Below are 24,325 nucleotides of genomic sequence, written 5' to 3'. Positions count from 1 at the left end.
GCGGCGCGTCAGCCGAATTGGCCGCTGTGACCACCGACTTCTGTGACTCAGTGCTTATGTCTGCGCTCGTTCTGTCACTCTGTCGTTGGCGCATCCGGCGCTGTAGCGGAGCTGCTCGGGAGTTGCTCAATGCGGACGACAACTTCGTCTCCACGGGACGACGACGTCACGGCGACGCGCGGGACGAGGGCGGTAGGGGCCCGTGGCGGACCCTCGGCCGGGCCTGCCGACGGGGCCGCGGCCCGTTCCCGGTGGGCCAGCCTGCCCGGTGATCCGCAGGCCGCTGCCGCCGCCCGCCGGTTCGTCCGCGGCGCGTTCGCCGACTGGGCGGACCAGCGGCTGCCCGGCGCGGAGCGGCTGGCCGGCCGGCTCGCGGACGAAGCGGTGCTGCTGGTCAGCGAGTTGGTGACGAACGCGGTGGTGCATGCGGGCACCACCGTCGAGCTGCGCTGCCGGCTGGAGCCGGAACGGGAACCGGGCGCGGAGGCCTACGGAAGCCGGAGCGGCGAGCCCTGCCCGGCGCCGTACGGGGACGCCCCCGCCGTCCCCGGCGCCGGCCTCGACGCCGTACCCGGCCCCGGCCTGCTCGTCGAGGTGTCCGACCATCACCCCACCCAGCCGGTCCGCGCCCACGAGGACAGCGCCGCATCCGAGAACGGCGGCCACGGGCTCCAGCTGATCAGCGCGGTCGCCGAGTCCTGGGGCGTCACCTACCGCCGGGCCATGAAGACCGTCTGGTTCCGGCTGCCCGTGGGAGCCCGGGACGGCGCCGGGCCCGAGCCGGAGCTCGCCTTCGACGACCAGCTGCTCCAGCGCGGACTGCGGGCCGCCGAACTCCTCGCCCCGGCGCCGCGCCGGTCCGCCCGGCCGGAACACGAGGCCGACCGGGCCGCCAACGGCGCCCTCTCCTTCCTCGCCGAAGCCTCCGACCTGCTCTCCGGCCAGCTCGACGCCGATCAGGTGGCCGCGCTCGCCGCCCAGTTGATCGTGCCGCGGCTCGCCGAATGGTGCGCGGTGTGGCTCTACGACGGCGACGCCGGCGCGCCCGGCCGGGGCATCGCGGCGGACGGCGAGGAACAGCGGCTCGCCCGCGTCTGGCACACCTGCGAGAGCCGGATCGACGCGCTGCGCACGGCGCTGGAGAAGCAGCCCCCGGAGCTCCCGGGCAGCGGCTCGCCCAACGGGGCGCCCGGCGCGGTCCCCTGGCCCTGGCCGTACGAACCGAGCGGCTACGGGCCGGGCGGCGCCGCACTGGCCTGCCCCCTGGTCGCCGGCGGCCGCCGCTTCGGCACCCTCCTGCTCGGCCGGGGCGGCCTGCCGCGCTTCCCCGACGAGGTGGTCGGTCTGATCGAGGACCTGGGCCGCCGGGTCGCCCGCGCGGTGGCCACCGCCCGCGCCTACAGCCGCCAGGAGCGCATCAGCCAGGTCCTCCAGCGCCGTCTGCTGCCGCGGGGGCGGGCGCAGGTGCCCGGCGTGGAGTCGGCGGTGGTCTACGAACCGCGGGAGGGTGCCTGGGCGGGCGGCGACTTCTGGGACCTCTTCGACGCCGGGGACGGCCGCTGGTGCTTCGCCCTCGGCGATGTCTGCGGCAGCGGCCCCGAGGCGGCCGCGGTGACCGGGCTGGCCCGTCCGGTGCTGCGGCTGCTGGCCCGCGACGGCTTCGGGGTGGCCGCGGTGCTCGACCGGCTCAACAAGACCATGGCGCGGGAGGCTGCGGACTCGGTGGCGGCGGTCGCGGCGGCGGTGGCGGCGGCCGGCGCCGGGGCGGAGGCGCCGGTCGAGATCCGCGAGGAGGGCGAACAGGCCCGTTTCCTGTCCCTGCTCTACGGCGAGATCGTCCCGTACCCCGGCGGCTCCGGGGGCGCACGCTGCACCCTCGCCAGCGCCGGCCATCCGCTGCCGCTGGTGCTGGGCGCGGACGGCACGGTCCGGGTCGTCGCGGCGCCGCAGATGCTGCTGGGGGTGGTCGAGGACGCGGCGTACGTCAGCGAATCGTTCGACCTCTGCCCGGGGGAAACGCTTCTGTGCGTCACCGACGGGGTGACCGAGCGGCGCTCGGGGCGGCGGCTCTTCGACGACGAGGACGGTCTGGCCACCGCCCTGGCCTCGGGCGTCGGCCTGGGCGCCACCGCCCTCGCCGACCACATCCGCAACACCGTCCACGCCTTCGGCCCGATCCCGCCCGACGACGACCTCGCCCTGCTGGTCCTCCAGGCGGCGGGGCACGGGGTGCCCTAGGGCACACCGGCGCCGGACCGGCACCGCCCCGCCATGACGGACAATGGTTCCCATGCCTTCCGCACTGCCTGATGGTGAGCCGATGCCCGAGGACGGGGCGCTGCCCGGTCATACCCCGGCGGGTGCCGCCGGCCGGCCCCTCGGCTTCTATCTGCATGTGCCGTACTGCGCGACCCGCTGCGGCTACTGCGACTTCAACACGTACACCGCGAGCGAGCTGCGCGGCTCCGGGGGCGCCCTGGCCTCCCGCGACAACTACGCGGACACCGTCGTCGACGAGATCCGGCTGGCCCGCAAGGTGCTGGGCGACGACCCGCGCCCGGTGGAGACGGTCTTCGTCGGCGGCGGCACCCCGACCCTGCTGCCCGCCGCCGATCTCGGCCGGATGCTCGCGGCCATCCGCGAGGAGTTCGGTCTCGCGCCCGGTGCCGAGATCACCACCGAGGCCAACCCGGAGTCCGTCGACCCCCGCTACCTCGACGAGCTGCGCGCGGGCGGCTTCAACCGGGTCTCCTTCGGTATGCAGAGCGCCCGGCAGCACGTCCTGAAGATCCTCGACCGTACGCACACCCCGGGCCGCCCCGAGGCCTGTGTCGCCGAGGCCCGCGCGGCCGGTTTCGAGCACGTCAACCTCGATCTGATCTACGGCACCCCGGGCGAGACCGACGACGACTGGCGCGCCTCCCTCGACGCTGCGCTCGGCGCCGGCCCCGACCACGTCTCGGCCTACGCCCTGATCGTCGAGGAGGGCACCCAGCTGGCCCGACGGATCCGCCGCGGCGAGGTCCCGATGACCGACGACGACACCCACGCCGACCGCTACCTCATCGCCGACGAACGCCTCGCCGCGGCCGGTTTCACCTGGTACGAGGTCTCGAACTGGGCCACCACCGACGCCGCCCGCTGCCGCCACAACGAGCTCTACTGGACCGGCGCCGACTGGTGGGGCGCGGGCCCCGGTGCCCACAGCCACGTCGGCGGCGTCCGCTGGTGGAACGTCAAACACCCCGGCGCCTACGCCCAGGCCCTCACTGAAGGCCGCTCCCCGGGCGCCGGCCGCGAGATCCTCTCGGACGAGGACCGCCGCGTCGAACGCATCCTCCTGGAGCTGCGGCTCTCGGACGGCTGCCCGCTGGACATCCTCGCGCCGGCGGGGGCGCGGGCGGCGGCCCGTGCGCTGGCCGACGGCCTGCTGGAGGCCGGTCCGTACGAGGCGGGGCGGGCCGTGCTGACGCTCCGGGGACGGCTGCTGGCGGACGCGGTGGTGCGGGATCTGGTGGACTGAGAACGTACTGTCCTCGAACGAGTGAACCGATGCGACGGGCCTGCGGCCCCGCCTAGGCTGTTCCTAGCCTGTGCCGTATACACGGCGACGGGAAACGGAGGCCACGGAGATGACCGCTGTGGATGAACGCCGGATGACGGAGCTCTTCGAGAACCTTGAGGTTCCTGAGGGCGTCAAGATCGAGCTCCTCCGGGCGAACATCGTGATGATGGCGGGGCCGGACGTGGTCCAGAACGACATCGTGGAAGCTGTCCTCGACCAGTTTCCGCGGAAGAAGTGGCGGCGCCTGCAAACGCAGGATGTCGCGCTTCATCAAGAGTCCAGTGAGCCCCAGCCGGATCTCGTGCTGGTGGAGCGCGGAACCGGACCGGACTCCGGGCGCATGATGCCGCCTGAGGTGATCAAGATGGTGGTCGAGGTGGTCTCCAAGACCAGCGTTGATCATGACTATGTCATCAAGCGTTCGATTTACGCGGCGAGCAGGCTTCCGCTCTACCTGATCATCGATCCCCTCGTGGCCCACTGCGTCCTGCTCACCGGGCCCACCGGCACTGGGGAGAACGCCGACTACCGGTCGCAGTCGATCTATAAATTTGGCGATCCCGTGCCGGTGGACCAGCTCGATGTCGTACTCGACACCAGCGAATTCGGGACCCTGCCCAACGTCAGGCCGCACCGTCGGCCGTAACGAAGTCGATCAGCTCCTCCACCCGCCCCAGCAGCGCCGGCTCCAGGTCCTTGTAGGAGCGCACGCAGGACAGGATCCGCTGCCAGGCGGCGCCGGTGTTTTCCGGCCAGCCCAGTGCCCGGCACACGCCCGTCTTCCAGTCCTGCCCGTGCGGGACGGACGGCCAGGCCGCGATCCCGACCGAGGACGGCTTCACCGCCTCCCAGACGTCGATGTACGGGTGGCCCACCACCAGCGCGTGGTCACCGGTCACCTCGGCCGCGATACGGGACTCCTTCGAGCCGGGCACGAGATGGTCGACGAGGACGCCGAGACGGGCGTCAGGACCGGGGGAGAAGCCGCGGACGATCGCGGGCAGGTCGTCGATGCCCTCCAGGTACTCCACGACCACGCCCTCGATGCGCAGGTCGTCGCCCCACACCCGCTCCACCAGCTCGGCGTCGTGCCGGCCCTCCACATAGATGCGCCCGGCGCGGGCGATCCGTGCGCGGGCGCCGGGCACGGCGAGCGATCCCGATGCCGTACGCGTCCGGGCGGTGGCCGCCGGCCGGCCCTGGGGGCGTACGAGAGTGACCACCCGCCCCTCCAGCAGGAAGCCGCGCGGCTCCATGGGGAAGGCCCGGTGCTTGCCGAAGCGGTCCTCCAGGGTGACCGTCGGGCCCTGCGCCGTCTTCTCGCAGCGGATCACGGCGCCGCAGAAGCCCGAGGTGACCTCCTCGACGACCAGATCGGGCTCGGCCGGCACCTCGGGCGCAGGCTGCTGCTTCTTCCAGGGCGGGGTGAGGTCGGGGCTGTAGCGCCTGTTCTGCATCGCGTGGGACCTGTTCTCTGTCGCTCTTTGTTTGTTCTCTGCGGGGCGGTCGGTGTTCGGGCGGCCGGGGGCCCGGGGCGTCCCCAGGGGAAGCAGTCGTGGGGAGGGCGGGCGGTGGTCAGGACGGGGCGACGCCGAAGCGGGTGGCCAGGGCGTCGCGTTGGGCACGGACGAAGCGGGCGTCCACCACGGCGCCATGGCCGGGAACGTACCGCGCGTCCTCGCCGCCGAGGGCCAGCAGCCGGTCCAGCGCGGCGGGCCACTGCTGCGGCAGTGCGTCGTGGCCTGCCTGGGGCTCTCCTGACTCCTCGACCAGATCGCCGCAGAAGACGATCTCCGGGTCCCCGCGCCGGCCCGGTACCAGCACGGCCAGGTCGTGGGCGGTGTGCCCGGGACCGACGTTGGCGAGCAGCACCTGCCGGTCGCCGAGCTCGACGGTCAGCTGGTCGTGGACGTGGTGGTGCGGGGCGACCAGCAGATCGGCGGCCTCGGCGGCGGCGTCCCGGTCGACGCCCTGCCGCATCGCGTCGTGCCGCAGCTCGTCCTTGCCGCGGCGCAGCAGCTCGCTCAGTCCGGCCGCGCCGAAGACCTCGACGCCCGCGAAGGCGGCCGTGCCCAGCACATGATCGAAGTGGGGGTGGGTGAGCGCGACATGCGTCACTTCCCGGCCCAGTACGCCACGGATCGCACGCCGAAGGTCCGCGCCGTCGCGCAGGGTCGCGCCGGTGTCGACGATCATGACGCCGGTGGTCCCGGCGATCACCCCGATCGTCTCGTCCCAGCCCGGCATACGGCGCCTGGCGACACCGTCACCGAGTCGTTCCCAACCGGCCTCTTCCCAAGCAGTACGCATACCGAGACGCTAGCGCCATCGCGATAGCGTTGCCCGACAGATCGGCCGAACACGGTCATCGGGCGGGTGCTGTGCGCGGCTGCCCTTGCCGTGTTCGTGCTACCCGGCCGTACACTGGCTCAGGGTCTGGCACTCGGCCCGTGTGAGTGCCAGGAGAGACGAGGCGGCGGACGGCCGGACTGGAGGTGCGCGGGATGCTCAGTGAACGCAGGCTGGAGGTGCTGCGTGCCATCGTCCAGGACTATGTGGGGACGGAGGAGCCGGTCGGCTCCAAGGCGCTCACCGAACGCCATCAGCTCGGCGTCTCCCCGGCCACCATCCGCAACGACATGGCGGCCCTGGAGGACGAGGGATTCATCGCCCAGCCGCACACCAGCGCCGGGCGCATCCCGACCGACAAGGGCTACCGCCTGTTCGTCGACAAGCTGGCCGGCGTCAAGCCGCTGTCCAGCCCGGAGCGGCGGGCGATCCAGAACTTCCTGGACGGCGCCGTCGACCTCGACGACGTGGTGGGCCGCACGGTCCGGCTGCTGGCGCAGCTGACCCGGCAGGTCGCGGTCGTGCAGTATCCGTCCCTGACCCGGTCCACGGTCCGGCATGTCGAACTGCTGGCGCTGGCCCCCGCCCGGCTGATGCTCGTACTGATCACGGACACCGGACGGGTCGAGCAGCGGCTCATCGACTGCCAGGCGCCGTTCGGCGAGGCCTCGCTGGCGGACCTGCGGGCCCGGCTCAACAGCAGGGTCGTCGGCCGCCGGTTCGCGGATGTGCCGCAGTTGGTGCAGGATCTCCCGGAGTCCTTCGAGCAGGACGACCGCGGCACGGTCTCGACAGTGCTGTCGGTGTTGCTGGAAACTTTGGTGGAAGAGACCGAAGAGCGGCTGATGATCGGCGGTACCGCCAATCTCACGCGCTTCGGGCACGATTTCCCACTGACGATCCGGCCGGTGCTGGAGGCCCTTGAGGAGCATGTGGTGATGCTCAAGCTGCTCGGGGAGGCCAAGGACTCGGGCATGACCGTACGTATCGGGCATGAGAATGCCCACGAAGGCCTGGCGTCCACATCGGTCGTCACGGTCGGCTACGGTTCGGGCGACGAGGCAGTCGCCAAACTCGGCGTGGTCGGACCGACCCGCATGGACTACCCCGGAACGATGGGAGCGGTACGCGCAGTGGCACGTTACGTCGGACAAATCCTCGCGGAGTCGTAAGTGGCCACGGATTACTACTCGGTCCTCGGCATCAGCCGTGACGCCTCGCAGGACCAGATCAAGAAAGCCTTCCGCCGGCTGGCGCGTGAGCTGCACCCGGACGTGAATCCGGATCCCAAGACCCAGGAGCGGTTCAAGGAGATCAACGCCGCTTACGAGGTTCTGTCGGACCCGCAGAAGAAGCAGGTCTACGACCTCGGCGGCGACCCCCTCTCGCAGGCGGGCGGCGGCCAGGGCGCGGGCGGCTTCGGCGCGGGCTTCGGCAACTTCTCCGACATCATGGACGCGTTCTTCGGCACCGCGTCGCAGCGCGGGCCGCGCTCGCGCACCCGCCGCGGCCAGGACGCCATGATCCGGCTCGACATCGAGCTGAACGAAGCGGCCTTCGGCACGGCCAAGGACATCCAGGTCGACACCGCCGTCGTCTGTACGACGTGCACCGGTGAGGGAGCCGCGCCGGGTACCTCGGCGCAGACCTGTGACATGTGCCGCGGCCGCGGTGAGGTCTCGCAGGTCACCCGGTCCTTCCTCGGCCAGGTCATGACGTCCAGGCCCTGCCCGCAGTGCCAGGGCTTCGGCACGGTCGTGCCGACCCCGTGCCCCGAGTGCGCAGGCGACGGCCGGATCCGCTCCCGCCGCACGCTGACCGTCAAGATCCCGGCCGGTGTCGACAACGGCACCCGCATCCAGCTCGCGGGCGAGGGCGAGGTCGGCCCCGGCGGCGGCCCCGCCGGCGATCTCTATGTGGAGATCCACGAGCTGGCGCACTCGGTCTTCCAGCGGCGCGGCGACGATCTGCACTGCACGGTCACCATCCCGATGACAGCGGCGGCGCTGGGCACGAAGTGCCCGCTGGAGACGCTGGACGGGGTGGAGGAGATCGATGTCCGGCCCGGCACCCAGTCCGGCCAGTCGATCCCGCTGCACCAGCGCGGGGTGACCCATCTGCGTGGCGGCGGCCGGGGCGACCTCATCGTCCACGTCGAGGTGCAGACCCCGTCCAAGCTCGACCCCGACCAGGAAGACCTGCTGCGGCGGCTGGCCAAGCTCCGCGGGGAGGAACGGCCCACGGGGCAGTTCCAGCCGGGGCAGCAGGGTCTGTTCTCGCGCCTGAAGGATGCGTTCAACGGGCGATAGCCCCAGGTGGGCCCGGGGGCGGAGCCGTTCCCCGGGCCGGCGCAGCGGTCGCCGCCCCGGTTCGGAGCGGGGCGGTGGGCGTGACACGATGTGCTCATGCCCACCGCACTGACCGAGCTCTGCCGCTACCCGATCGTGCAGGCCCCGATGGCGGGAGGCGGCTCAGGACCCGAGCTGGCCGCCGCCGTCTGCGGCGCCGGCGGTCTCGGCTTCCTCGCCGCCGGCTACAAGACCGCCGACGGCATGTACCAGGAGATCAAGCAGCTGCGGTCGCTGACCGACCGGCCCTTCGGCGTCAATCTCTTCATGCCGCAGCCCTCGCTGGCCGACGGCTCCGTCGTCGAGGTCTACCGCGAGCAACTCGCGGGCGAGGCCACTTGGTACGAGACGGAACTCGGCGACACCGACGGGCCCATCGACGACGGCTACGAGGCCAAGCTCGCGATCCTGCGGGACGACCCGGTGCCGGTGGTCTCCTTCACCTTCGGCTGCCCCTCGCGCGCGGTCCTCGACGCCTTCGCCAAGGTCGGCACGTACACCATCGTCACGGTCACCACCGCCGCCGAGGCGCAGGCCGCACAGTGGTCGGGCGCCGACGCGGTGTGCGTGCAGGGCGTGGAGGCCGGCGGCCACCAGGGCACCCACCGCGACGATCCGCACGCCGACGGGACCGGCTCGGGGCTGGGCCTGCTGGCGCTGCTCGGCCAGGTCCGCGAGGCCGTGCAGATCCCGGCGATCGCCGCGGGCGGGCTGATGCGCGGGGCACAGATCGCGTCGGTGCTGGTCGCCGGGGCGAGCATGGCGCAGCTGGGCACCGCCTTCCTCGCCACCCCCGAATCGGGCGCCAACCCGCTGCACAAGCAGGCACTGACCAACCCGCTCTTCACGCATACGGAGTTGACCCGGGCGTTCTCCGGGCGGCCGGCCCGTGGGCTGGTCAACCGCTTCATGCGTGAGCACGGCCCGTACGCCCCGGCGGCCTACCCCGCCGTCCACTACCTCACCTCCACCGTGCGCAAGGCCGCGGCCAAGGCGGGCGACGCACAGGGCATGAACCTGTGGGCGGGGCAGGGGCACCGGCTGGCCCGGGAGCTGCCCGCCGGGCAGCTCGTGGAAGTACTGGCGGCCGAACTGGACGCGGCGCGCGCCGCGTTGAGCCGCCCGGGCGCCGGCAGCGCCTCATGACCGCGCCGGTTTTCCTCGTCGATTCCCTCGCGGATGTACGGGCCGGCGGCACGCTGACCCTGGACGGCCCCGAGGGACGGCACGCGGTGTCGGTGCGCCGGCTGCGGGCCGGCGAGGAGGTCGTCCTGACGGACGGGCATGGCGCCGGCGCGCACGGCACGGTCGCCGCCGTCGAGGGCAAGGACCGGCTGACCGTCGCGGTCACCGAGCTGCGCAGTGAGGCCCCGCCGAACCCCACGATCACCGTCGTCCAGGCGCTTCCCAAGGGCGACCGCGGCGAGCTGGCCGTCGAGACGATGACCGAGACCGGTGTGGACGCCATCGTGCCCTGGGCGGCGGCGCGTTGCGTGACCCAGTGGAAGGGCGAGCGGGCCGCGAAATCGCTCGGCAAATGGCGCGCCACGGCCCGCGAGGCGGGCAAGCAGTCGCGCCGGCTGACCTTCCCCGAGGTCGCGGACCCGCTGACGACCAAGCAGGTGGCCGCCCTGCTCGCCGACGCCGATTTCGCGGCCGTCCTCCACGAGGAGGGCAGCTCCCCGCTCGCCACCGCCGAACTCCCCACCGAGGGCCGGATCGTGCTCGTCGTCGGGCCGGAAGGCGGTGTCTCCCCGGAGGAGCTCACCCTCTTCGCCGAGGCCGGCGCCAAGCCGTACCGCCTGGGGACGACCGTGCTGCGCACCTCCACGGCGGGTACGGCGGCGACGGCGCTGCTGCTGGGGCGCACGGGGCGCTGGAGCTAGGGGGAGACCCTCTGGAACCGGGCGGGCGTCCCCGGGGCGCACGGCCCCGGGGACGCCCTGCGGAGCGACCGGCCCCGGCCGCTCGTCCCGTCAGAGCAGCTCCGCCGCCAGCGTGATGTTCTTGACGCCCGCCAGCGCCTGGCTCACCGGGCAGTTGGCCTTGGCGTCCTGGGCCGCCGCCTGGAAGTCCTCCTCGGACAGGCCGGGGACACGGGCCTTGACGGTCAGCGCGATGGCGGTGATGCCCTCACCGGGCTGGAAGGTGACATCGGCCCGGGTGTCCAGGGCCTCGACGGTGTACCCCTTGCCGGCCAGGCCGTGCGAGAAGGCCATGGAGTAGCAGGAGGAGTGGGCCGCCGCGATCAGCTCCTCGGGGCTGGTGACGCCGTTGGGCTGCTCCGCGCGGGCGGGCCAGTTCACGTCGTACGTACCGAGCTTGGAGGACTCCAGGGCTACGGTGCCCTTGCCCTCCAGCAGGTTGCCTTCCCAGTGGGTCTCGGCGGTGCGCGTGGTGGCCATGGTGCATCACTCCCGGTGATGGGTGGGCGACAGCGGTTCTGCGGCCAGCTTAGTGATCCCGCGGCGCGATGCCGGGAGGCACGTGCCCGTCGGGAGTCCCGAGCCCCTCGGCGGCCCCAGCCCGGTACGAAGCCCGCGCTCCCACCCCCGGTCACTGCAACCCCCCGACGGCGCCGCCCGATAGCATCCGAAGGTCGTACGCACCGTGTGTACGGCGGATGACTCGGGAGGAGCCACCGGTGGCGGGAGAACCGCAGGCCGATTGCCTGTTCTGCAAGATCGTGGCGGGGGAGGTGCCGGCGACCATCGTCCGGGAGACCGAGACCACCGTCGCGTTCCGCGACATCAATCCCCAGGCCCCGACGCACATCCTGGTGATCCCCAAGGTCCACTACGCGAACGCCAGGGAGTTGGCCACGGCCGAACCGGCGATCGCGGGCGATGTGCTGCGCGAGGCCGGCGTGATCGCCGCGGAGGAGAAGGTCGACACGACCGGCTACCGCATCGTGTTCAACACCGGCCCCGGCGCCGGCCAGACCATCTTCCACGCCCATGCGCATCTGCTGGGCGGCTGCGACCTTCAGCGTCTGGTCTGACGGGGCCGACTTGTCCGTACGTGAACTGGTGGTCCTCGGCACCGCGAGCCAGGTACCCACCCGGCACCGCAACCACAACGGCTATCTGCTGCGGTGGGACGGTGAGGGGCTGCTCTTCGACCCCGGCGAGGGAACGCAGCGGCAGATGCTGCGCGCCGGGGTCGCCGCCCATGACCTGAACCGGATCTGTGTCACCCACTTCCACGGTGACCACTCGCTGGGCCTGGCCGGGGTGATCCAGCGGATCAACCTGGACCGGGTGCCGCATCCGGTCACCGCCCACTATCCCGCCGGCGGACAGCACTTCTTCGACCGGCTGCGGTATGCCACCGCCTACCGGGAGACGGTCCAGCTGATCGAGCGGCCGGTCGCCGCCGACGGGGAGCTGGACCGCTCGAAGTCGTACGTCCTGGAGGCACGGCGGCTCTCGCACCCCGTCGAGTCGTACGGCTACCGCCTCGTGGAGCCGGACGCCCGCCGGATGCTGCCGGAGCGGCTGGCGGCGCACGGTATCGCCGGGCCGGACGTCGGGCGGATCCAGCGGCTCGGCGAGCTCAACGGCGTCACCCTCGACGAGGTGAGCGAGCGGCGCCGCGGCCAGCGGTTCGCCTTCGTCATGGACACCCGGCTGTGCGATGGCGTCCATGCCCTCGCGGAGGGGGTGGACATGCTGGTCATCGAGTCGACGTTCCTGGACGAGGATGTCCAGCTGGCGCTCGATCATGGGCACTTGACGGCCGGGCAGGCCGCGAAGGTCGCCCTGCGGGCCGGGGTGCGGCATCTCGTGCTGACGCACTTCTCGCAGCGCTACGCCGACCCCACGGAGTTCGAGCGGCAGGCCCGCTCGGCGGGCTACACCGGCGAACTGACCATCGCCCAGGACCTGTCGCGGGTGCCCCTGCCCAAGCGGCGCTGACAGCAACGGCGGCGCTGACGGCGCTGGTGGCGCCCGCAACGGCGCGGCCCGTCCGCCCGGCAGGCGGACGGGCCGGAAGGCGGACGGGCCGGAAGGCCGTCCTACGGCAGGTAGTACATCGGGTTCGGCAGCTTGAACGTCCGGTCGCCGGCGCCGCCGCTCAGGTCGCTGTACTGGTCCCCGAAGTTGGCGACGACGTGGTAGCCGAGGGACTCGATGTGCTTGCGGGTGCCCGACTTGTACTCGACCGTCGTGCAGGTGGCGCCGCAGGGCAGGTAGGCCGGCGGGTTCTCCTTGTTCTTCAGGTAGACGTGCCGGCGGTCCAGGGGGACCCCGTAGCCGACGTTCTTGAGGTTGCGGACGCTCCAGTCGCGCTGCGCCTCCTTGCGGCCGGTCAGGAAGAACACCTCGGCACCCTTGGCGTGCGCCCAGTTGACGAGCCGGTTCATGCCGAAAACCGGGTCCATGTCGGTGTGCGCCAGGTACTTGTCCTGGCTCTCCTCGGTGTAGTGGAAGCCCACCTGGAGTTCGTAGTTGTACGTGAGCAGGGTGGTGTCGTCCATGTCGAGGACGATGGCCGGCTTGGCCTGCTTGGACTGCTTGGACTGCTTGCCCGCCCGGTCGTGCCGGGCGAGGGCCTTGGACAGGTAGGTGCGGGCCTTGGCCTCGATGCCGCGGACCTGCCGTGCGTAGTTGCTGTGCGGGGAGGCGTAGTGCTCGCCGTCCGCCGTCACCGTGTCGCCGTAGTACGCCTTGATCTTGTCCTGCACCTGCGTGAGGTTGGGTATCTCCTTGTCGGTGCGCGGCACGGAGTGTTCGGCGGTGGCCTGGCCGACGCCGAAGACCGCGGAGCCGGCGACGAGGGCGGCGATCGTGGTGGCGCCGAGGCGAGCCCTTCTGGAGAGGGCGGGGCGGAAACGGGCGGGGCGGGGCATGCGCGGCTCCTCCGGGAAACGTCAGTGGACTCCGTAGGTCTAACAGAGCCTCAATTCGGTATCTACGCGCGAAGATTCAACCCTTGGTAAAGGCTCGTGCGGTGCGGGCTCTTGACGGTCGTGAGACGAGATCCCTAACCTCCAACTCCATCTGTAGACGCCATCTACATATGAAAACAGCCTTCGATCGCGTAGGAGCCTGCCGGATGACGGATGCCCAGCACAGCCTCACGATCACCGAAGTCCGGATCACCCCGATCCTGGTGGCCGATCCGCCGCTGCTGAACACACAGGGCGTACACCAGCCGTACACCCCCCGGCTGATCATCGAGCTGATCACCGAGGGCGGCGCAACCGGCCTCGGCGAGACCTACGGGGACACCAAGTACCTGGAGCTGGCCCAGCCGTTGGCCAGTGCACTGATCGGCCGGTCGGTCACGGACCTGAACGCGCTGCCTGCGCTCGCCGCCGAAGTGTGCGGTGATTCACCGGCCGCGACCGGCGCCGAGGCCGTGGACGTCGGCGGGCTGCGCGGCGTCCAGACCGCCGACAAGCTGCGGCTGTCCGTCCTCTCCGGCTTCGAGGTCGCCTGCCTCGACGCCTGGGGCCGGTCCGCCGGACTGCCCGTGCACGCCCTGCTCGGCGGCAAGGTCCGCGACCGCGTGGAGTTCAGCGCCTACCTCTTCTACCGCTGGGAGGAGCACCCGGGCGGCCGCGGGGAGCGCGACGACTGGGGCGCGGCGCTCGACCCGGCCGGTGTCGTCGCCCAGGCCCGCCGGTTCGCCGACACCTACGGCTTCACGTCCTTCAAGCTCAAGGGCGGGGTCTTCGCACCCGCGCAGGAGGTCGCCGCCATCCGGGCGCTGGCCGCCGCCTTCCCCGGGCAGCCACTGCGGATCGACCCCAACGGCGCCTGGAGCGTGCGCACGTCGCTGGAGGTGGCGGACGAGCTGGGGGACGTCCTGGAGTACCTGGAGGACCCGACGAGCGGCACCGCACGGATGGCAGAGGTCGCGGCCGGCACACCGCTCCCGCTCGCCACGAACATGTGCGTGACGACCTTCGACGAGATCGCCGGGGCGTTCACCCGCGGCGCCGTCCAGGTCGTGCTCAGCGACCACCACTACTGGGGCGGACTGCGCGCCACCCGTGAACTCGCCGCGGTCTGCCGCACCTTCGGCGTCGGCCTGTCCATGCACTCCAACACCCACCTGGGCATCAGCCTCGCCGCGATGACCCAGGTCGCGGCCACCGTGCCGCACCTCGACCACGCCTGCGACAGCCACTACCCCTGGCAGACCGAGGACGTCCTCACCGAGCGGCTCACCTTCCGTGACGGCCGGCTGGACGTCGGCGACGCCCCCGGCCTCGGCGTCACGCTCGACCGCGACCGGCTCGCCGTACTGCACCGCCGCTGGCTGGCCGACGACGGCGGCCTGCGCGACCGCGACGACGCCGCGGCGATGCGGCACGCCGACCCGGCCTGGGTCACCCCCGCCCTGCCCCGCTGGTGACCCCCGCTTCTGGAAGATTCCGCAGAGCTACTTGCACGCCCGGACCGCGGCGCCCGCCATCGCGCTCGCCAACTCCCTGGGAAACCTCGGAGGGTTCGTCTCGCCGACGGCCTTCGGGATCCTCCAGGACGCCACCGGCTCGACCCGCGGCGGGCTGATCGGACTGTCGGTGGTGGGCGTCCTGGCGGCCGCCGGCGTCGCGCTGGTCCGCGGCGGCGGGCACCACGAGCGGGCGCGCGGCCTGCGGCCATGGGGCAAAGATCACGGACCCGGCCGTGGTCCTGTGCGTGGTGGCCCGGCACGCGTACGGTGAGGCACGGCTCAGTGGCGGTGCGCCACAGTGGTCCCGTAGGTGATCTGTGAGAGGGGCTGTCCCGATGGCACAGGAAGTGCGCGGCGTGATTGCGCCGGGGAAGAACGAACCGGTCCGGCTGGAGACCATCCTGGTGCCGGATCCGGGTCCCGGCGAGGCCGTGGTGAAGATCCAGGCGTGCGGGGTGTGCCACACCGATCTGCACTACAAGCAGGGCGGCATCAACGACGACTTCCCGTTCCTGCTCGGGCACGAGGCGGCCGGTGTCGTGGAGTCGGTCGGCGACGGGGTCACCGACGTGGCGCCGGGCGACTTCGTCGTCCTCAACTGGCGTGCGGTGTGCGGCCAGTGCCGTGCGTGTCTGCGCGGCCGTCCCCAGTACTGCTTCGACACCCACAATGCCCGCCAGAAGATGACGCTGAAGGACGGCACGGAGCTGAGCCCGGCGCTGGGCATCGGCGCCTTCGCCGACAAGACGCTGGTCGCCGCAGGACAGTGCACCAAGGTCGACCCCCGGATGGCGCCCGAGGCGGCCGGGCTGCTGGGCTGCGGAGTGATGGCGGGCATCGGCGCCGCGATCAACACCGGCGGCGTCGGCCGGGGCGACTCGGTCGCGGTCATCGGCTGTGGCGGCGTCGGCAACGCGGCCGTGGTGGGCGCGCGGCTGGCCGGTGCGGTCACGATCATCGCGGTGGACATCGACGACCGGAAACTGGAGACCGCGCGCTCCATGGGCGCCACCCATACGGTCAACTCGCGCTCCACCGACCCGGTCGAAGCGGTCCGCGAGCTGACCGGCGGCTTCGGCGCGGATGTCGTCATCGACGCGGTCGGCCGCCCCGAGACCTATCGGCAGGCGTTCTACGCCCGCGACCTGGCCGGGACCGTCGTCCTGGTGGGCGTGCCGACCCCGGACATGACCCTGGAACTCCCCCTCCTGGACGTCTTCGGCCGCGGCGGCGCCCTCAAATCCTCCTGGTACGGCGACTGCCTGCCCTCCCGCGACTTCCCGATGCTGGTCGATCTGCATCTTCAGGGCCGGATCGACCTGGGGGCGTTCGTCACCGAGACCATCGGCATCGACGACGTCGAGCAGGCCTTCGCGCGGATGGAGTCGGGCGATGTCCTGCGTTCGGTGGTGACGCTCTGATGGCGGCCCGTATCGACCACCTGGTCACCTCCGGAACCTTCTCCCTCGACGGCGGCACCTGGGACGTCGACAACAACGTCTGGATCGTCGGCGACGACGACGAGGCGATCGTCATCGACGCCGCCCATGACGCCGACGCCATCCTCGAAGCCCTCGGCGGCCGGACGCTGCGCGCGATCGTGTGCACCCATGGGCACAACGACCACATCGACGCGGCCCCGGCGCTGGCCTCCCGCACCGGCGCCCGGATCCATCTGCACCCCGCCGACCTGCCGTTGTGGAAGATGACCCACCCGGACACCGCGCCGGACGCGGAGCTGGCGGACGGCCAGGTGCTGACCATCGCCGGTACGGACCTGACCGTGCTGCACACCCCGGGCCATGCGCCCGGTGCGGTCTGCCTCCACGCGCCCGAGCTGGGCACCGTCTTCACCGGCGACACCCTCTTCCAGGGCGGCCCCGGCGCCACCGGGCGGTCCTTCTCGGACTTCCCGACGATCGTGGCCTCGATCCGGGACCGGCTGCTGACTCTGCCGCCCACGACGCAGGTGCGTACCGGACACGGCGACGCGACGACGATCGGCGCGGAGGCCCCGCATCTGGAGGAGTGGCTCAAGCGGGGCCACTAAGGGGGACCACGAAGGGGAGGGGGCCACTAAGGGCAGGGGCGCACAGATCCCGTAGGGGTTCCGGGCGCCCCTTGCGGGCCAGAACGCGGCGGGGGCGGAGGGTATTCCGTGGGCTCACGCCTCCGCCCTCACGCCTCCGCCCTCACGCCTCCGCCCTCACGCCTCCGTGGCCGCCCGCTCCAGGATGCGGGCGGCCACCGCGGGGGAGTCCACCAGCGGATGCAGCGCCAGCGCCCGTAGCGCGGCGCCGCGGTCCTTGAACGTCGCGGCCTCCACGGTCGCCCGCTCCACCGCCTTGACCTGGAGCATCAGCCCCAACTGGTCCTCCCGCAGCGGCGCGCAGGACAGCGGCCGGGCGCCCCGTGCGGTCACCTCGCACACCGTCTCCACGATCGCGTCCGGCGCCAGCTGCGGCACGGTCGTCCCGTTGCGCACATTGAGGATCAGCCGGGTCCCGCTGTCGCCCAGGATGGCGTGCATCAACGCCAGCGCCACCCGGTCGTAGCCGCCGCCCTCCAGGTCGTGGCTGTCGCGCTGCCAGCCGCCGCCGGCCTCCCTGCTGTGCGCCATATAGGTCTCCTCGCGCTCCAGCCGGGTGCGCTCCCACAGCGCGTACGCCCGGTCCGGGTCGCCGGCCGCCGCGGCCCGCTCGAAGAAGCCGCCCTGCTGCTGGTCGAGGAATTCGCCGCGGGTCTCCCTGGTGTCCCGTACGGAGCCGAGGGTCTCGCGGCGGAAGTAGTAGTAGTGCAGATACTCGTTGGGGAGCGCGCCCAGGGTCCGCAGCCAGTCGGCGCCGAAGAGCCTGCCCTCCTCGAAGGAGCCCAGCGCGGCGTCGTCGGCGAGCAGCCCCGGCAGCAGCTCGGTGCCGTCCAGCGTCAACGACCGCAGCCAGCCGAGGTGGTTGAGCCCCACGTAGTCGTAGCCGGTCCGGTCCGGGTCCCCGAGCGCGGCCGGGTCCGCGCCGGCCGCCCGCGCCGCCCGGCGCACCAGCCCCACCGGCGAATCGCAGATCCCGATGACACGGTCGCCGAGCACCTGGGACATCGCCTCGGTGACCATGCCCGCGGGGTTGGTGAAGTTGATGACCCAGGCGCCCGGGGCGAGCGCCGCGACCCGCTCGGCGATGTGCAGCGCCACCGGGATCGTCCGCAGCCCGTAGAGGACACCGCCCGCGCCGACCGTCTCCTGGCCGAGCACGCCCTCGGACAGCGGGATCCGTTCGTCGCGTATCCGGCCCGCCGTCCCGCCCACCCGGATCGCCGAGAAGACGAAGCCGGCGCCGGCCAGCGCGTCGTCCAGCCCGTCCGCGACCCGTACGGGCACCGGCGCCGGATGCCCGTGCGCCAGCCGCGTCAGCACGTCGGCGATCACCGCCACCCGGCGTGGATCGGTGTCGTGCAGCACCACCTCGGAGACGGAGTGTGCCGGGTCGTCCAGCAGTGCGCGGTAGACCAGCGGCACCCGGAAGCCGCCCCCGCCGAGAATCGTCAGCCTCATGGGGCGGAACGTACCGCAGCATCAGGCACACTGGCGGCACGTGCCGATACGAGAGGAGCGAGCACGGTGAGCAGCCGACGCGATGACCTTCCGCCCGCGGGCCCGGCCGCAGTGCCACCGGCCCTCGATCCGCTGGCAGGGGTGCGCGCCGCCGGCGATCCGCCCACCGACGTCTATCTCACCGGCACGGTCTTCCTGGACATCGTCTTCACCGGCCTGGACTCCGCCCCGGTCCGCGGCACCGAGTCCTGGGCCCGCGGTATGGGCTCCAGCCCCGGCGGAGTCGCCAACATGGCCACCGCGCTGGCCCGGCTCGGCCTGCGCACCTCGCTGGCCGCCGCTTTCGGCGACGACCACTACGGCGAGTACTGCTGGGAGGCGCTCGAACAGGGCGAGGGCATCGACCTGGCGCTGTCCCGCACCGTCCCCGGCTGGCACTCCCCGGTCACCGTCTCCATGGCGTACGAGGGCGAGCGCACGATGGTCTCGCACGGCCACGAGGCGCCGCCGCCCGATTTCGCCTTCGACGGCAAGCACGCCCCGGGCTGCCCGCCGCCGTCCCGCGCCTGCATCGCCTCGCTGGTACCGGGCCGGCGGGAAGCCTGGCTGGGCTGCGCGGCCGGCCGCGGCAGCCGCATCTTCGCGGACGTGGGCTGGGACGACAGCGGCCGCTGGGACCCGGCCGACCTGGCCGACCTCGAACACTGCGAGGCGTTCCTGCCCAATGCGGAGGAGGCGATGCGCTACACCCGTACGGACTGCCCGCGCGCCGCCGCCCGCAAGCTCGCCGACCGGGTGCCGCTCGCGGTGGTCACGCTGGGTGCGGAGGGCGCCTACGCGGTGGACGGGCGGACCGGCGAGAGCGCCGAGGTGCCCGCCATCGCCGTGGAGGCGCTGGACCCGACCGGCGCCGGAGACGTCTTCGTCGCCGGATTCGTCACCGGCACGCTCGCCGACTGGCCGCTCGCCGAACGGCTCGCCTTCGCGGGGCTGAGCGCCGCGCTGTCCGTGCAGGAATTCGGCGGATCGCTGTCCGCGCCGGGATGGGCCGAGATCGCCGGCTGGTGGCAGCAGGTGCGCGCCTGCGAGGCGGGTGCGCCGGGCGCGCTGCGCCGCCAGTACGCCTTCCTGGACGAGGTGCTTCCCGCCGCCTACCGGCCCGCCCCGCTGGCCCGCGCCGTCCCGACGATCGGCTTCCGCCGCCCGGCCTGAGCGGCCCCGGGACCGGGCAGGGTGCGCCCCGGCCGCCCCGCCCCGGCAGGAAAAGCCCTCGGGCTTGTCGGTGCCCCGTCGTACTCTTGTATCCCAAGGAGTCGAGTGCAGGTCGAGTGCAGGTCGAGTGCAGGCAGGCACCTCATACGAGCAAAGGATGGGGGTTGAGCAGGCCACCGAGCCGCCCCATGACTCAGACACCCACGCAACCGCAGGCGCGCGCCCAGTTCACCGTCCCGGCCAAACACCCGATGGTCACGGTCCTGGGATCCGGAGACTCCCTTCTGCGCGTGATCGAAAAAGCCTTCCCGGCGACCGACATCCATGTCCGGGGCAATGAAGTCAGCGCTGTCGGCGACGCCGGGGAGGTCGCCCTCGTCCAGCGCCTTTTCGACGAGATGATGCTGGTGCTCCGCACCGGACAACCGATGACGGAGGACGCAGTGGAACGCTCCATCGCCATGCTGCGCGCGGCGGAGGACGGCGAGGGAGCGGTCAGTGAGACGCCCGCCGAGGTGCTCACCCAGAACATCCTGTCCAACCGTGGCCGCACGATCCGGCCCAAGACGCTCAACCAGAAGCGCTATGTCGACGCCATCGACGAGCACACGGTCGTCTTCGGCATCGGCCCGGCCGGCACCGGCAAGACCTACCTCGCGATGGCCAAGGCCGTGCAGGCGCTCCAGGCCAAGCAGGTCAACCGCATCATCCTGACCCGCCCCGCGGTCGAGGCCGGCGAGCGGCTGGGCTTCCTGCCCGGCACCCTCTACGAGAAGATCGACCCGTATCTGCGTCCGCTCTACGACGCGCTGCACGACATGCTCGACCCCGACTCCATCCCGCGCCTGATGGCCGCGGGCACGATCGAGGTCGCCCCGCTGGCGTATATGCGCGGCCGGACGCTCAATGACGCGTTCATCATTCTCGACGAGGCGCAGAACACCAATCCCGAGCAGATGAAGATGTTCCTCACCCGCCTCGGGTTCGAATCGAAGATCGTCATCACCGGCGATGTCACCCAGGTGGACCTGCCCGGCGGCACGAAGAGCGGTCTGCGCCAGGTCCGGGAGATCCTGGACGGCGTCGACGATGTGCATTTCTCCCTGCTCACCAGCCAGGACGTGGTCCGCCACAAGCTGGTCGGCCGTATCGTCGACGCCTACGAGAAGTACGACAGCCTCAACGGCAAGTGAGCCCCGGCCGGCCGGGACCACCGGCCGGCCCGCGCCCGGCAAACAGAAGTGAGACGCAACTCCCCCATGTCCATCGACGTCAACAACGAGTCCGGCACGGACATCGACGAGCAGGCCATCCTGGATGTCGCCCGCTACGCCGTCGCCCGGATGCGTATCCACCCGCTCTCCGAGCTGTCCGTGATTGTCGTGGACGCCGAGGCCATGGAGCAGCTGCACATCCAATGGATGGACCTGCCGGGGCCGACCGATGTCATGTCCTTCCCGATGGACGAGCTGCGTCCGCCGGCCAAGGACGACGAGGAGCCCCCGCAGGGGCTCCTCGGTGACATCGTGCTGTGCCCGGAGGTCGCCAAGAAGCAGGGCGAGGACGCCCCGACCGGACACAGCATGGACGAGGAGCTCCAGCTGCTCACCGTCCACGGCGTGCTCCACCTCCTCGGCTACGACCACGAGGAGCCGGACGAGAAGGCCGAGATGTTCGGCCTTCAGGCGGCGATCATCGACGGCTGGCGGACCGAGCAGGGCCTGACCGGCCCCTCGCCGGCTCCCACCGTGACCTGACGGGACCCCCGATGACCACCCAGCTGATCGCGGTCGCGGTCCTGCTCGTCGTGATCGCCTGGCTCGCCGCCTGCGCGGAGGCCGGCCTGGCCCGTACGACCAGTTTCCGGGCCGAGGAAGCCGTCCGCTCCGGCCGCCGCGGCAGTGCCAAGCTCGCCGCCGTCGCCGCCGACCCCACCCGCTATCTCAACGTCGCGCTGCTGGTGCGGGTCGGCTGTGAGATGGCCGCCGGTGTCCTGGTCACCTACGCCTGTCTGCGTTCCTTCGACAAGACGTGGCAGGCGCTGACCGTCGCCACCGCCGTGATGGTGCTGGTCTCCTACGTCGCCGTCGGCGTCTCGCCGCGGACCATCGGCCGCCAGCACCCGCTGAACACCGCCACCGCCGCCGCCTATGTGCTGCTGCCGCTGGCCCGCATCATGGGCCCGGTCCCGCAGCTGCTGATCCTCCTCGGCAACGCCCTCACGCCCGGCAAGGGCTTCCGCAAGGGCCCGTTCGCCTCCGAGGCCGAGCTGCGCTCGCTGGTCGACCTCGCGGAGAAGGAGTCGCTGATCGAGGACGAGGAGCGCCGGATGGTGCACTCCGTCTTCCAGCTCGGCGACACCCTCGTCCGCGAGGTGATGGTGCCGCGGACGGACCTGGTCGCCGTCGAGCGCTTCAAGACCATCCGCCAGGCGCTGACCCTCGCTCTGCGCTCCGGTTTCTCCCGTATCCCGGTGACCGGCGAGAACGAGGACGACGTCGTCGGCGTGGTCTACCTCAAGGACCTCGCCCGCAAGGTCCACATCAGCCGCGACGCCGAGAACGAGCTGGTCTCCACGGCCATGCGCCCCGCCGTCTTCGTCCCCGACACCAAGAATGCCGGTGATCTGCTGCGCGAAATGCAGCAGGACCGCAATCATGTCGCGGTGGTCATCGATGAATACGGCGGCACCGCCGGAATTGTCACCATCGAGGACATCCTGGAAGAGATCGTCGGCGAGATCACCGATGAATACGACCGTGAACTGCCGCCCGTCGAGGAGCTCGGCGACGGCCGCTATCGCGTCACCTCCCGGCTGGACATCGGTGACCTCGGCGAGCTGTACGGGCTGGCCGAGCTGGACGACGAGGACGTCGAAACGGTCGGCGGCCTGCTCGCCAAGCTCCTCGGCCGGGTCCCGATCGCCGGTGCCACCGCCGAGGTCGACCTCTCCGATGACGCCTCCGACCCGGGCCTGAAGGCGCTCCGGCTGACCGCGGAGTCACCGGCAGGACGCCGCAACAAGATCATCACGGTGCTGTGCGAGCCGGTGCGGTCCGAGGGCGCGAGCGCGTCCGAGGAGCCCTGGGCGGGCGGCCGCACCGCCGGCTGAACGTGTGCGGAATTCGCCGCGTAATTACTTGTGGTGGCAGGAATATTTCCCGCCACCACACTCCACAAAGCTACTTATCTCCAGTGCACCAGAAATGTTCTGCAAGCCATTTCCGGTCGCGCTGGATTCCGCGGTGCGCCTCATGGAAAGATCTTCAGGCGGTCGCCGGGAGCGCGACCGTCATGCGTGAGAGAAATCGCGAAAGAAATCGTGCCGCGCAGGCTGCCCCGGCGCGGGGGTCCGGGGCAGCCACCTTCTCCCTCACTCGCCGCGCGTCGCACGGGGCGTCCGCAGGCCGGCCGTGACCAGCACCGCGACCACCGCGACCAGTGCCGCATCCAGCCCCAGCCCCAGTTTGATGCCACCGAGCGTGGCCTCGGCGAAGCCGCTGCCCGCCGTCCGCAGTGCGGCGACATGGGCCGTGGCGACCGCGCTCAGCAGCGGGATGCCGAGGGTGATGCCCACCTGCTGTGAGCTGGTGACCAGGCCGGTCGCCAGACCCTGCTCGGCATCCGGGACGCCGGAGGTGGCGGTCACGCCGTAGGAGATGATCGCCCACAGATGGCCGAGGCTGGCGAAGGTCACCCCGATCAGGGCCAGCCACATCCCCGTGCCGGTGCCCAGCCCCAGCAGCGCGGCCGTGAAACCGGCCTGGAGCAGCAGCCCGGTCAGCAAAGTGCGGCGGGCGCCGAGCCGGCCGATGACCTTCGGGGCGACGAGGCCGGCGACGGCCGAGACCACGCCCTGCACACCGAAGAGCAGACCGGTCCGGAAGGCGGACAGCCGCAGCACTTCCTGGAGGTAGAGCGTCAGCAGGAAGATGACGGTGCTCATCATCGCGAAGGTCGTCAGGCCCGCCAGATTCCCCCAGGCGACGGTCCGGCGGCGCAGCATCGGCAGTGACACCAGCGGCTGGTCGGCCCGCGACTCCACCCGCACGAACGCGGCCAGCAGCGCCAGGCCCGCGATCAGCGTCACCAGGACGTCCGGGTGGCCGAAGCCCCGCTCGGCGGCGGTGGACAGGGCGTAGATCAGCGACAGCAGCCCGCCGGTGACGGTGACCGCGCCGGGCACATCGATCCGCGGCCGCCGCGGATGCCGGGACTCGGTCAGGAGCACCGGCGCCACGGCCAGTACGGCCACCCCGGCCACGGACAGCAGGCCCATGGTCGAGCGCCAGCCCAGCGCATCCGTCATCACCCCGCCCAGCACCATGCCGATGGTGAAGCCCATCGAGAGCACGGTGCCGCTGATGCCCAGGGCGCGCTCGCGCTGCGGCCCCTCGGCGAAGGTGGTGGTGAGCAGGGACATTCCGGTGGGCACGATGACCGCCGCGCCCAGCCCTTGGAGCGCCCGCCCGGCCAGGAACGCCGCCGGGGACCAGGCCAGCGCGGCCAGTACCGAGGCCGCGATGAACAGCGCGAACCCGATGAGGAACAGCTTGCGCCGCCCGTAGAGATCGGCGATACGGCCGGACAGCAGCAGAAAGCCGCCGGAGGGCAGCGCGAACGCGGTGACCGCCCACTGGAGATCCGCCTGGCCCATGCCCAGGTCCCTGCCGAGCACGGGCAGCGCCACATTCAGGATGGAGAAGTCCAGCGCGATGATGAACTGCGCCGCGCACAGGAGCAGCAGGACGAGCTTGGCCCGCAGGGTCATCCGCGCGTCGGCGGAAGCGGAGGCGGTGGCGGAGACGGAAGCGGAGACGGCGGTGGCCGCGGCCGGGGCCGGTGCCGGGGAGGCGTCCACGGGCGCGTCCGTCCGGGCACCCGGACCCGGCGGGG

The 24,325-nt window shown here is 71.8% G+C and carries 23 protein-coding genes; 17 read left to right on the top strand and 6 right to left on the bottom strand.

Annotated features, from left to right (window positions below):
• Positions 1-129: 129 nt before the first annotated feature.
• The 3 genes from K7C20_RS12415 to K7C20_RS12405 all read left to right on the top strand — a co-directional run bounded on the left by K7C20_RS12415 (position 130) and on the right by K7C20_RS12405 (position 4,211).
• The gene (locus K7C20_RS12415; protein WP_078953462.1) at positions 130-2,238 is read left to right on the top strand and encodes an ATP-binding SpoIIE family protein phosphatase; all 2,109 of its coding nucleotides are present in this window, start codon (positions 130-132) and stop codon (positions 2,236-2,238) included.
• 52 nt (positions 2,239-2,290) lie between these two features.
• The gene (gene hemW / locus K7C20_RS12410; RefSeq protein ID WP_053209990.1) at positions 2,291-3,523 is read left to right on the top strand and encodes a radical SAM family heme chaperone HemW; all 1,233 of its coding nucleotides are present in this window, start codon (positions 2,291-2,293) and stop codon (positions 3,521-3,523) included.
• Positions 3,524-3,632: 109 nt separating this feature from the next.
• Positions 3,633-4,211, top strand: coding sequence for a Uma2 family endonuclease (locus K7C20_RS12405; protein ID WP_030085112.1), 579 nt, complete (start codon positions 3,633-3,635; stop codon positions 4,209-4,211).
• Here the strand turns inward: K7C20_RS12405 and K7C20_RS12400 are convergent.
• On the bottom strand, positions 4,189-5,022 hold the full coding sequence (locus K7C20_RS12400) for a DUF3097 domain-containing protein (protein WP_030085114.1): 834 nt from the start codon (positions 5,020-5,022) through the stop codon (positions 4,189-4,191). The genes K7C20_RS12405 and K7C20_RS12400 overlap by 23 nt on opposite strands.
• Positions 5,023-5,140: 118 nt before the next feature.
• Positions 5,141-5,875 carry an MBL fold metallo-hydrolase gene (locus K7C20_RS12395; protein WP_053209989.1) on the bottom strand — a complete coding sequence of 245 codons (735 nt, stop codon included), beginning with the start codon at positions 5,873-5,875 and terminating at the stop codon, positions 5,141-5,143.
• A gap of 194 nt (positions 5,876-6,069) precedes the next feature.
• On the opposite strand from K7C20_RS12395, the gene hrcA reads away from it, so the two are divergent.
• The 4 genes from hrcA to K7C20_RS12375 all read left to right on the top strand — a co-directional run bounded on the left by hrcA (position 6,070) and on the right by K7C20_RS12375 (position 10,148).
• On the top strand, positions 6,070-7,086 hold the full coding sequence (hrcA, locus tag K7C20_RS12390; protein WP_030085117.1) for a heat-inducible transcriptional repressor HrcA: 1,017 nt from the start codon (positions 6,070-6,072) through the stop codon (positions 7,084-7,086).
• Positions 7,087-8,223, top strand: a complete 1,137-nt coding sequence (gene dnaJ, locus K7C20_RS12385) for a molecular chaperone DnaJ (protein ID WP_030085119.1) — start codon at positions 7,087-7,089, stop codon at positions 8,221-8,223. It begins immediately after the preceding gene.
• A gap of 96 nt (positions 8,224-8,319) precedes the next feature.
• Positions 8,320-9,408: a nitronate monooxygenase gene (locus K7C20_RS12380; RefSeq protein WP_030085121.1), complete on the top strand. Its 1,089-nt coding sequence runs from the start codon at positions 8,320-8,322 to the stop codon at positions 9,406-9,408.
• Positions 9,405-10,148 (top strand): 16S rRNA (uracil(1498)-N(3))-methyltransferase, encoded by a 744-nt coding sequence (locus tag K7C20_RS12375; RefSeq protein WP_030085123.1) that lies wholly within the window; start codon positions 9,405-9,407, stop codon positions 10,146-10,148. The genes K7C20_RS12380 and K7C20_RS12375 overlap by 4 nt, the downstream gene beginning before the upstream one ends.
• A 90-nt stretch (positions 10,149-10,238) precedes the next feature.
• Here the strand turns inward: K7C20_RS12375 and K7C20_RS12370 are convergent, their stop codons facing one another.
• Entirely contained in the window at positions 10,239-10,667 is a 429-nt protein-coding gene (locus K7C20_RS12370; RefSeq protein ID WP_030085125.1) for an OsmC family protein, read from the bottom strand.
• A gap of 239 nt (positions 10,668-10,906) precedes the next feature.
• Between K7C20_RS12370 and K7C20_RS12365 the strand changes: the two genes are divergently transcribed.
• On the top strand, positions 10,907-11,263 hold the full coding sequence (locus tag K7C20_RS12365; RefSeq protein ID WP_030085127.1) for a histidine triad nucleotide-binding protein: 357 nt from the start codon (positions 10,907-10,909) through the stop codon (positions 11,261-11,263).
• 10 nt (positions 11,264-11,273) lie between these two features.
• On the top strand, positions 11,274-12,179 hold the full coding sequence (locus K7C20_RS12360; protein WP_053209988.1) for a ribonuclease Z: 906 nt from the start codon (positions 11,274-11,276) through the stop codon (positions 12,177-12,179).
• Between the two features lie 101 nt (positions 12,180-12,280).
• Here K7C20_RS12360 and K7C20_RS12355 read toward each other — a convergent pair whose 3' ends face one another.
• On the bottom strand, positions 12,281-13,114 hold the full coding sequence (locus K7C20_RS12355; RefSeq protein WP_030085131.1) for an HAD family acid phosphatase: 834 nt from the start codon (positions 13,112-13,114) through the stop codon (positions 12,281-12,283).
• Between the two features lie 206 nt (positions 13,115-13,320).
• Here K7C20_RS12355 and K7C20_RS12350 point away from each other — a divergent pair, with 206 nt between their 5' ends.
• From K7C20_RS12350 to K7C20_RS12335, 4 genes are all read left to right on the top strand, one after another.
• Entirely contained in the window at positions 13,321-14,628 is a 1,308-nt protein-coding gene (locus K7C20_RS12350; RefSeq protein ID WP_053209987.1) for a glucarate dehydratase family protein, read from the top strand.
• Between the two features lie 31 nt (positions 14,629-14,659).
• Positions 14,660-14,941: a hypothetical protein gene (locus tag K7C20_RS12345; protein ID WP_030085137.1), complete on the top strand. Its 282-nt coding sequence runs from the start codon at positions 14,660-14,662 to the stop codon at positions 14,939-14,941.
• A gap of 64 nt (positions 14,942-15,005) precedes the next feature.
• Positions 15,006-16,091 carry an S-(hydroxymethyl)mycothiol dehydrogenase gene (locus K7C20_RS12340; RefSeq protein ID WP_030085139.1) on the top strand — a complete coding sequence of 362 codons (1,086 nt, stop codon included), beginning with the start codon at positions 15,006-15,008 and terminating at the stop codon, positions 16,089-16,091.
• A complete protein-coding gene (locus K7C20_RS12335) occupies positions 16,091-16,720 on the top strand; it encodes an MBL fold metallo-hydrolase (protein WP_030085141.1) in 630 nt (209 codons plus the stop codon). The genes K7C20_RS12340 and K7C20_RS12335 overlap by 1 nt, the downstream gene beginning before the upstream one ends.
• Positions 16,721-16,876: 156 nt before the next feature.
• On the opposite strand, the gene K7C20_RS12330 is transcribed toward K7C20_RS12335, so the two are convergent.
• On the bottom strand, positions 16,877-18,217 hold the full coding sequence (locus K7C20_RS12330; protein ID WP_030085143.1) for a 6-phospho-beta-glucosidase: 1,341 nt from the start codon (positions 18,215-18,217) through the stop codon (positions 16,877-16,879).
• Positions 18,218-18,283: 66 nt separating this feature from the next.
• On the opposite strand from K7C20_RS12330, the gene K7C20_RS12325 reads away from it, so the two are divergent.
• The 4 genes from K7C20_RS12325 to K7C20_RS12310 all read left to right on the top strand — a co-directional run bounded on the left by K7C20_RS12325 (position 18,284) and on the right by K7C20_RS12310 (position 22,541).
• Positions 18,284-19,429, top strand: a complete 1,146-nt coding sequence (locus K7C20_RS12325; RefSeq protein WP_053209986.1) for a carbohydrate kinase family protein — start codon at positions 18,284-18,286, stop codon at positions 19,427-19,429.
• Positions 19,430-19,617: 188 nt separating this feature from the next.
• Positions 19,618-20,622 (top strand): PhoH family protein, encoded by a 1,005-nt coding sequence (locus tag K7C20_RS12320; RefSeq protein WP_030085149.1) that lies wholly within the window; start codon positions 19,618-19,620, stop codon positions 20,620-20,622.
• Positions 20,623-20,688: 66 nt separating this feature from the next.
• Entirely contained in the window at positions 20,689-21,186 is a 498-nt protein-coding gene (gene ybeY, locus K7C20_RS12315) for an rRNA maturation RNase YbeY (protein ID WP_030085151.1), read from the top strand.
• A gap of 11 nt (positions 21,187-21,197) precedes the next feature.
• On the top strand, positions 21,198-22,541 hold the full coding sequence (locus K7C20_RS12310; protein ID WP_030085153.1) for a hemolysin family protein: 1,344 nt from the start codon (positions 21,198-21,200) through the stop codon (positions 22,539-22,541).
• Positions 22,542-22,802: 261 nt separating this feature from the next.
• Here the strand turns inward: K7C20_RS12310 and K7C20_RS12305 are convergent, their stop codons facing one another.
• On the bottom strand, positions 22,803-24,200 hold the full coding sequence (locus tag K7C20_RS12305; protein ID WP_053209992.1) for an MFS transporter: 1,398 nt from the start codon (positions 24,198-24,200) through the stop codon (positions 22,803-22,805).
• Positions 24,201-24,325 lie beyond the last annotated feature (125 nt).

The organism is Streptomyces decoyicus (genome assembly GCF_019880305.1).
Taxonomy (GTDB): Bacteria; Actinomycetota; Actinomycetes; order Streptomycetales; family Streptomycetaceae; genus Streptomyces; species Streptomyces decoyicus.
This window is presented reverse-complemented; position numbering and strand designations above follow the sequence as displayed.

Bases quoted from the DNA above. Each gene is read 5' to 3' on its own strand.
- K7C20_RS12405 (WP_030085112.1), top strand. From the start codon at position 3,633: ATGACCGCTGTGGATGAACGCCGGATGACGGAGCTCTTCGAGAACCTT.
- K7C20_RS12375 (WP_030085123.1), top strand. From the start codon at position 9,405: ATGACCGCGCCGGTTTTCCTCGTCGATTCCCTCGCGGATGTACGGGCC.
- K7C20_RS12340 (WP_030085139.1), top strand. From the start codon at position 15,006: ATGGCACAGGAAGTGCGCGGCGTGATTGCGCCGGGGAAGAACGAACCG.
- K7C20_RS12335 (WP_030085141.1), top strand. From the start codon at position 16,091: ATGGCGGCCCGTATCGACCACCTGGTCACCTCCGGAACCTTCTCCCTC.
- K7C20_RS12415 (WP_078953462.1), top strand. From the start codon at position 130: ATGCGGACGACAACTTCGTCTCCACGGGACGACGACGTCACGGCGACG.
- K7C20_RS12330 (WP_030085143.1), bottom strand. From the start codon at position 18,217: ATGAGGCTGACGATTCTCGGCGGGGGCGGCTTCCGGGTGCCGCTGGTC.
- K7C20_RS12400 (WP_030085114.1), bottom strand. From the start codon at position 5,022: ATGCAGAACAGGCGCTACAGCCCCGACCTCACCCCGCCCTGGAAGAAG.
- ybeY (WP_030085151.1), top strand. From the start codon at position 20,689: ATGTCCATCGACGTCAACAACGAGTCCGGCACGGACATCGACGAGCAG.
- K7C20_RS12380 (WP_030085121.1), top strand. From the start codon at position 8,320: ATGCCCACCGCACTGACCGAGCTCTGCCGCTACCCGATCGTGCAGGCC.
- hrcA (WP_030085117.1), top strand. From the start codon at position 6,070: ATGCTCAGTGAACGCAGGCTGGAGGTGCTGCGTGCCATCGTCCAGGAC.
- K7C20_RS12350 (WP_053209987.1), top strand. From the start codon at position 13,321: ATGACGGATGCCCAGCACAGCCTCACGATCACCGAAGTCCGGATCACC.
- K7C20_RS12355 (WP_030085131.1), bottom strand. From the start codon at position 13,114: ATGCCCCGCCCCGCCCGTTTCCGCCCCGCCCTCTCCAGAAGGGCTCGC.
- K7C20_RS12305 (WP_053209992.1), bottom strand. From the start codon at position 24,200: ATGACCCTGCGGGCCAAGCTCGTCCTGCTGCTCCTGTGCGCGGCGCAG.
- K7C20_RS12320 (WP_030085149.1), top strand. From the start codon at position 19,618: ATGACTCAGACACCCACGCAACCGCAGGCGCGCGCCCAGTTCACCGTC.
- hemW (WP_053209990.1), top strand. From the start codon at position 2,291: ATGCCTTCCGCACTGCCTGATGGTGAGCCGATGCCCGAGGACGGGGCG.
- K7C20_RS12395 (WP_053209989.1), bottom strand. From the start codon at position 5,875: ATGCGTACTGCTTGGGAAGAGGCCGGTTGGGAACGACTCGGTGACGGT.
- K7C20_RS12310 (WP_030085153.1), top strand. From the start codon at position 21,198: ATGACCACCCAGCTGATCGCGGTCGCGGTCCTGCTCGTCGTGATCGCC.
- K7C20_RS12370 (WP_030085125.1), bottom strand. From the start codon at position 10,667: ATGGCCACCACGCGCACCGCCGAGACCCACTGGGAAGGCAACCTGCTG.